Below are 5,508 nucleotides of genomic sequence, written 5' to 3'. Positions count from 1 at the left end.
CGCGCCAGCCGCCCGGGCGGTAGCGCTCGGGGTGGGTGTTCCTTCGGGTGCGGGCCGGGGGGGGCTGTAGGCGCCGTTCCCCGCGCCCCTGATGGGGGCGCGGGGAACGGCGCATCTTTTAGGGGCGCGGGGAACTGCGCGATCAGCCCCCACCGGACCCGCACCCGAATCCGGACCCCGCCGCGGCAAGCGGAACCGCCCCTCAGTTCTTGACCTGGCCCGCCTTCAGCCGGAGCTGGTCGAGGAGCACGTCACAGTCGTCGCCCTCCTGGCACGAGATGGAGATCGTGTTCGTGCCCTTGGTGAGAGTGGGCCAGGAGTAGGTCTCCGTCCACCCCTTCTCCCACTCGTTCTCCTTGGCGTTCGCGAAGTTGCCCAGGTTCAGCTTGGTGCCGAACTCCTTGCCGTTCACGGTGAGCGTCATCTTCGCGTCCTTGCCGGGGACGCTGTACTTCGTGAAGACGGTGTACGTACCGGCCTTCGGGATGCCGTTGACGGTCCAGGTGACCTCGGCGCCGACCTGGTTGAGGCCGGTCACGTAGATGCCGCCCGCCGCGCTCGCGCCCTCGATGTCCGAGGCGGTCGTCACACCGGCGCCGAGCTTCAGTGCCTTCGCGTCGATGTCGGGCAGCTCGGCCGGCTCGTCGGCCTCCTTGCTGGACGTCTCGCTCGGCTCGGCGCTCTGGCCGGCCGACGTGGTCGGACCCGCGGTGTCGTCGCCGCTCTTGTCGTCGTCCGAGTCACCGCCCGTCATCGCGATGGCGATACCGATCACCACGGCCGCGACCACGGCGACGGCGCCGATCAGCAGACCCTTGGTGTTGGGCCCGCGGCCCCGGCCGCCACCGCCCCGGCCGCCGTGCGTCTGCTGGTGCGCGGTGGGCGCGCCGCCGGAGAAGTTCTCGGACGTGGCGTAGTTCGCGTTCGGCTGCCCGTACTGCCCTTGCTGCCCCTGCTGCCCGTACGTGCCCTGCTGCTGCGGCACCTGCCCGTACTGCGCGGTGGGGGCGGCGGCCTGCGCGGCGGACTGGCCGTACTGGCGCTCACCGACCGGACGCACGCGGTTGACCGAGCCGGGGTAGCCGTAACCACCACCGCCGCTCGGCGGCTGGGCTCCGGCGGCCTTCCCGTCCTCGTACAGATAGCCGAACGGGTCGTCGTCCTCGGGCGTGCTCGCGCCGTTGTTGCCGGGCGTCATCCCTTGGTCTCCTAGCGGGTGCGGTACAGATGCGGTACGGGGGATCGAAAGGCGAGCCTACCCGGTTCCGATGCCCCAAACGGGTGACTCAGCTCGCATGACAGCGCTGACCTGCGGATCAGCCCGCACGCCTGTGCGCTTTGGGACGAGAACGTTTCTCTACGTACATCCGCTCGTCAGCGGACTGCAAGACCTCGTCCGCCGTCATGCCGCAATGTGCCCACCCGATACCGAAGCTGGCGCCGACCCGCATGGCCCGTCCGTCGACCCTGATCGGCTGGATTATCTCGTTGCGCAGCCGCACCGCGAGGTCCTCCGCGTCGGCCCGGCCGAGGCCGTCGGCGAGCACCACGAACTCGTCGCCGCCGAGCCGGGCGACCGTGTCCCCGTCGCGCACGGCGCCGCCCAGTCTGCGGGCCACCTCGATCAGCACGTAGTCACCGGCGTTGTGCCCGAAGCGGTCGTTGATCGACTTGAAGCCGTCGAGGTCGCAGAAGAGCACCGCGAGCCCCTTCGTGCCGTCGTCGCGCTCCCCCTCGGGGGTGACGGTGTGCACATGGTGGTCGTACGCGTCCAGGGCGTCCGGGACCGGCCGGTAGTCGAAGCCGTGCCCGTTCACGTCGTAGGCGTTCACGTCGTAGCCGTTGGCGCTCGCGTTGCGCGCGGCCACCACTTCCCCGTACGCCGCGTCGATCGTGTCGACCACGCCGGGTTCCATCGCCGTGGGGCGGGCGCACAGCCGGGCGGCGAGCCGGGAGCGCAGCTCCGCGGAGTTCGGCAGGCCGGTGAGCGAGTCGTGGGAGGCGCGGTGGGCGAGCTGCAGCTCGCGGCGCTTGCGCTCCTCGATGTCCTCGACGTGGGTGAGCAGGAAGCGCGGCCCGTCGGCGGCGTCCGCGACCACGCTGTTGCGCAGCGACACCCACACGTACGTACCGTCGCGGCGACAGAGCCTCAGCTCGGCGCGCCCGCCCTCGGCGGAGGTCCTGAGCAGGGTGCCGATGTCCTCGGGGTGGACGAGGTCGGAGAACGCGTAGCGGCGCATCGAGGAGGCGGGGCGGCCCAGGAGCCGGCACAGCGCGTCGTTCGTCCGCAGGATCCGGCCGTGCTGGTCGCCGCCCATCTCGGCGACGGCCATGCCGGAGGGCGCGTACTCGAAGGCCTGCCGGAAGGATTCCTCGCTGGCCCGCAGCGCCTGCTGCTCGCGCTCCAGGCGGACCAGCGCGCGCTGCATGTTGGCTCGCAGACGCGCGTTGCTGATGGCTATGGCGGCCTGGAACGCGTACATCTGCAGGGCCTCGCGGCCCCATGCGCCCGGATGCCGTCCGTTGCGCGGACGGTCCACGGACAGGACGCCTATCAGCTCACCGCAGGAGCCGCCGGGGACGCTCGGGGTGTACATGGGGGCGAAGAGCCGGTCGGCGGGGTGCCACTCGTCCTCGAAGCGCGGTTCGGGGCCGTCGGTGTACCACTGCGGGACGTCGTCCTCGTCGAGGACCCAGCCCTCGGTGTGCGGTATGAACCGCAGGTCGCCCCACGCCTCGCCCATGTTCAGCCGGCGTTCCCAGGACTCGCGGGAGCCCGTGCGGCCGGTGATGAGCGCTTCGGCGGCGGAGTTGCCCGCGAGGGCGGCGACCACCAGGTCGCCGTCGGGCTGGACGAGGTTGACGGCGGCCAGTTCGTAGCCGAGGCCGTTGACGACTCCGTCGGCCACGGTCTGCAGCGTGTCGGCCAGGCTGCGGGCCGTGTTCATGTCCGCCATGACCGTGTGCAGCTGCCGCAGGGTCGCAAGGCGGACGTACGGCTCCGACTCGGTCTCCATTCGCCCTCCCCTCGAAGACCTCGACAGCAACTCCAGGGCTCTCTCCCCACCTACTCCCTGCCAGCTTCCCCGCCACTGAATCACAGCGCGCTGCCCACTCGGTACACAGGGTCAACAAAATATGGCACCTGTGACTCAAGTCACAGGTGAAGATGAACAATTGAGTAGAGTTTCTGTGTTTTCGCGGTGCGTTTACTGAACGCAAATTTGTGGAACATGTGCGCGCGCCTGGTAAGAGATACGGGTCACACTCCCACTTCAGTCCTAGGACCTGGTTCCGACGTTGGTCGGATGTGTCCACCGTCGGCGGAGAATAGCGTCTTCGTGTGCTGAACACTCCCTCTGCCGCTCCGACCGCCCCGCCCGTGCATGCTGTGGGGGTGAGCAACGACGAGTTCCGCGCGGCCATGTCCCGGCTGGCCGCCGGCGTGGTCCTGGTGACCGCGCACGAGCCGCAGGCCTACCCGGACGGCCCGAGCGGCGAGGACGTCGGCATGACGGCGACCTCCTTCATGTCCGTGTCCCTGGACCCGCCCCTCGTCCTCATCGGCCTGCGCGAGGGCTCCCGCATGGACGACCTGCTCGACGAACAGCCCCTGTGGGCCGTCTCCCTGCTGGCCGAGGGCCAGAGTTCCGTCGCGAGCCGCTTCTCCATGAAGAACCGCATCTCGGACCGCCTGCTCTTCGCCGACGTGCCGTACGTCCGCGGGAAGGAGTCCGGCGCGCCCCTGCTCGACGGCGCCCTGGCGACCCTGGAGTGCCGCACCGAACAGCGGGTCACCGCGGGCGACCACACCCTGGTGATCGGCCGGGTCCTGACGTCCTCACTGCCGACCGCCGAAGGTGGCCCGCTCGCGTATTTCCGGGGCCGCTACCGGCAGTTGGACTAGGCCTTTCCCGGGCCCCGCCGGGGATTCGAGCGCGAACGACCGTGTACGAATGTGAAGCCGGGCATGTGCCCGCCTCACTTTTCTCCGGGCTTTTCTTCAGCCGTCAGAAAACACGCGCCGGGCGGTACCGGCGGGGCGACAGAGCGCCGGGAACAAAGAGGTGCTGTAAGAAGCGCCGGGGCACGTACCAGGAGAAGCACAGGGCGAAGAGCCGAAAGAAGTGCCGGACCCACCCGACACCCCTTTCCTCACCCCCAGTCGCGCCCGGAACGCCCGCGCTTCGTGTCGCCCCGCTGTTTCTTCTCGCGAAGCCGGCGCTCATTGATTCCCCGCGGAATACGGGTGGCGCGGCGGGTCCTGGGCGGCGGGGCGCTGGCCTCGGCGAGCAGGGAGGCGAGCCGCACAGCCGCCGTCTCCCGGTTGCGCCACTGGGACCGGTGCTCGGAGGCGCGCACGGCGACGACCCCGTCGACCAGCCGGTCGGCGAGCTTGGCGAGTGCGCGCTCCTTCCACACCGGCGGCAGCGACTGGGTCTTCGCGAGGTCGAAGCGCAGTTCGACCTGCGAGTCGGTCGTGTTGACGTGCTGGCCGCCCGGCCCGGAGGAGCGCGAGAAACGCCACATCAGCTCGGCCTCGGGCAGCGAGACGGAGCCACGGATGACGTAGGGACCGGACATGGACCCATGGTCCCCTGTCCGTCCGGTCCACGTCACCAGCTTTTCGGCACCGGAACGGTCACCGACCCGCCCCCGCCCCGCACCCCGGCCCCCCGGCCGCGGCCCGCCGACCCCGCAGGTAAAGAAAGTAAAGAGGAGCGGAACCCTGAGGACCCCCATCGGCGTTCTTAGGGATGGCGGTAGCTTCGTCCCGTACGAAGCCCGACGCGCAGCACCGCACGATCCGTACGCACGAATAACGAGGGAAGGACTCCCAACAATGGCTGTAAGCCTGTCCAAGGGTGGCAACGTCTCGCTCACCAAGGAGGCTCCGGGCCTGACCGCCGTCACCGTGGGCCTCGGCTGGGACGTCCGCTCCACCACGGGAACCGACTTCGACCTGGACGCCTCGGCCATCGCGGTCAACCCCGAGGGCAAGGTCTACTCGGACGCCCACTTCATCTTCTTCAACAACAAGCAGACCCCGGACCAGACGATCGTCCACACGGGCGACAACCGCACGGGTGAGGGCGCCGGCGACGACGAGGCGATCAACGTCAACCTCGCGGGCCTCCCCGCCGACGTCGACAAGATCGTCTTCCCGGTCTCTATCTACGACGCCGAGACGCGCTCGCAGAACTTCGGCCAGGTCCGCAACGCGTACATCCGCATCGTGAACCAGGCTGGCGGCACCGAGATCGCCCGCTACGACCTCTCCGAGGACGCGGCCACGGAGACGGCCATGGTCTTCGGCGAGCTGTACCGCAACGGCGCCGAGTGGAAGTTCCGCGCGGTCGGCCAGGGCTACGCGTCCGGCCTGACGGGCATCGCGAAGGACTTCGGCGTCAACGTCTGATCCAGCACGCGCACGACATCCGTCCGGAGCAGGTCGCGAAGGCGCTGGCGGACGAGCTGGCGAACCCGGACGTGGAGGTCCTCCAGGCC

The 5,508-nt window shown here is 69.6% G+C and carries 5 protein-coding genes; 2 read left to right on the top strand and 3 right to left on the bottom strand.

Annotation, left to right across the window (positions count from 1 at the left end; translation table 11 throughout):
* Nucleotides 1–202: 202 nt before the first annotated feature.
* The gene (locus tag ACFVH5_RS43795; protein ID WP_385839275.1) at nt 203–1,198 is read right to left on the bottom strand and encodes a carbohydrate-binding protein; all 996 of its coding nucleotides are present in this window, start codon (nt 1,196–1,198) and stop codon (nt 203–205) included.
* A 118-nt stretch (nt 1,199–1,316) separates the two neighbouring features.
* Complete coding sequence (cdgB, locus tag ACFVH5_RS43790; RefSeq protein ID WP_384811128.1) at nt 1,317–3,017, bottom strand: diguanylate cyclase CdgB; 1,701 nt, start codon at nt 3,015–3,017, stop codon at nt 1,317–1,319.
* 326 nt (nt 3,018–3,343) lie between these two features.
* Here cdgB and ACFVH5_RS43785 point away from each other — a divergent pair, with 326 nt between their 5' ends.
* A complete protein-coding gene (locus tag ACFVH5_RS43785; protein ID WP_385839273.1) occupies nt 3,344–3,907 on the top strand; it encodes a flavin reductase family protein in 564 nt (187 codons plus the stop codon).
* 248 nt (nt 3,908–4,155) lie between these two features.
* Here the strand turns inward: ACFVH5_RS43785 and arfB are convergent, their stop codons facing one another.
* Nucleotides 4,156–4,584 (bottom strand): alternative ribosome rescue aminoacyl-tRNA hydrolase ArfB, encoded by a 429-nt coding sequence (gene arfB / locus ACFVH5_RS43780; protein WP_384811123.1) that lies wholly within the window; start codon nt 4,582–4,584, stop codon nt 4,156–4,158.
* A 259-nt stretch (nt 4,585–4,843) separates the two neighbouring features.
* On the opposite strand from arfB, the gene ACFVH5_RS43775 reads away from it, so the two are divergent.
* Nucleotides 4,844–5,419, top strand: a complete 576-nt coding sequence (locus tag ACFVH5_RS43775; RefSeq protein WP_328494927.1) for a TerD family protein — start codon at nt 4,844–4,846, stop codon at nt 5,417–5,419.
* Nucleotides 5,420–5,508: the final 89 nt, after the last annotated feature.

It is taken from the genome of Streptomyces sp. NPDC127119, assembly GCF_042677425.1.
Lineage (GTDB): Bacteria > Actinomycetota > Actinomycetes > Streptomycetales > Streptomycetaceae > Streptomyces.
The sequence above is the reverse complement of the archived record's forward strand: the minus strand, read 5'-3'. Positions and strand labels throughout refer to the sequence as shown.

Excerpts from the sequence above, each read along its gene's own strand:
- ACFVH5_RS43795 (WP_385839275.1), bottom strand. The coding sequence starts at position 1,198 with ATGACGCCCGGCAACAACGGCGCGAGCACGCCCGAGGACGACGACCCG.
- cdgB (WP_384811128.1), bottom strand. The coding sequence starts at position 3,017 with ATGGAGACCGAGTCGGAGCCGTACGTCCGCCTTGCGACCCTGCGGCAG.
- arfB (WP_384811123.1), bottom strand. The coding sequence starts at position 4,584 with ATGTCCGGTCCCTACGTCATCCGTGGCTCCGTCTCGCTGCCCGAGGCC.
- ACFVH5_RS43775 (WP_328494927.1), top strand. The coding sequence starts at position 4,844 with ATGGCTGTAAGCCTGTCCAAGGGTGGCAACGTCTCGCTCACCAAGGAG.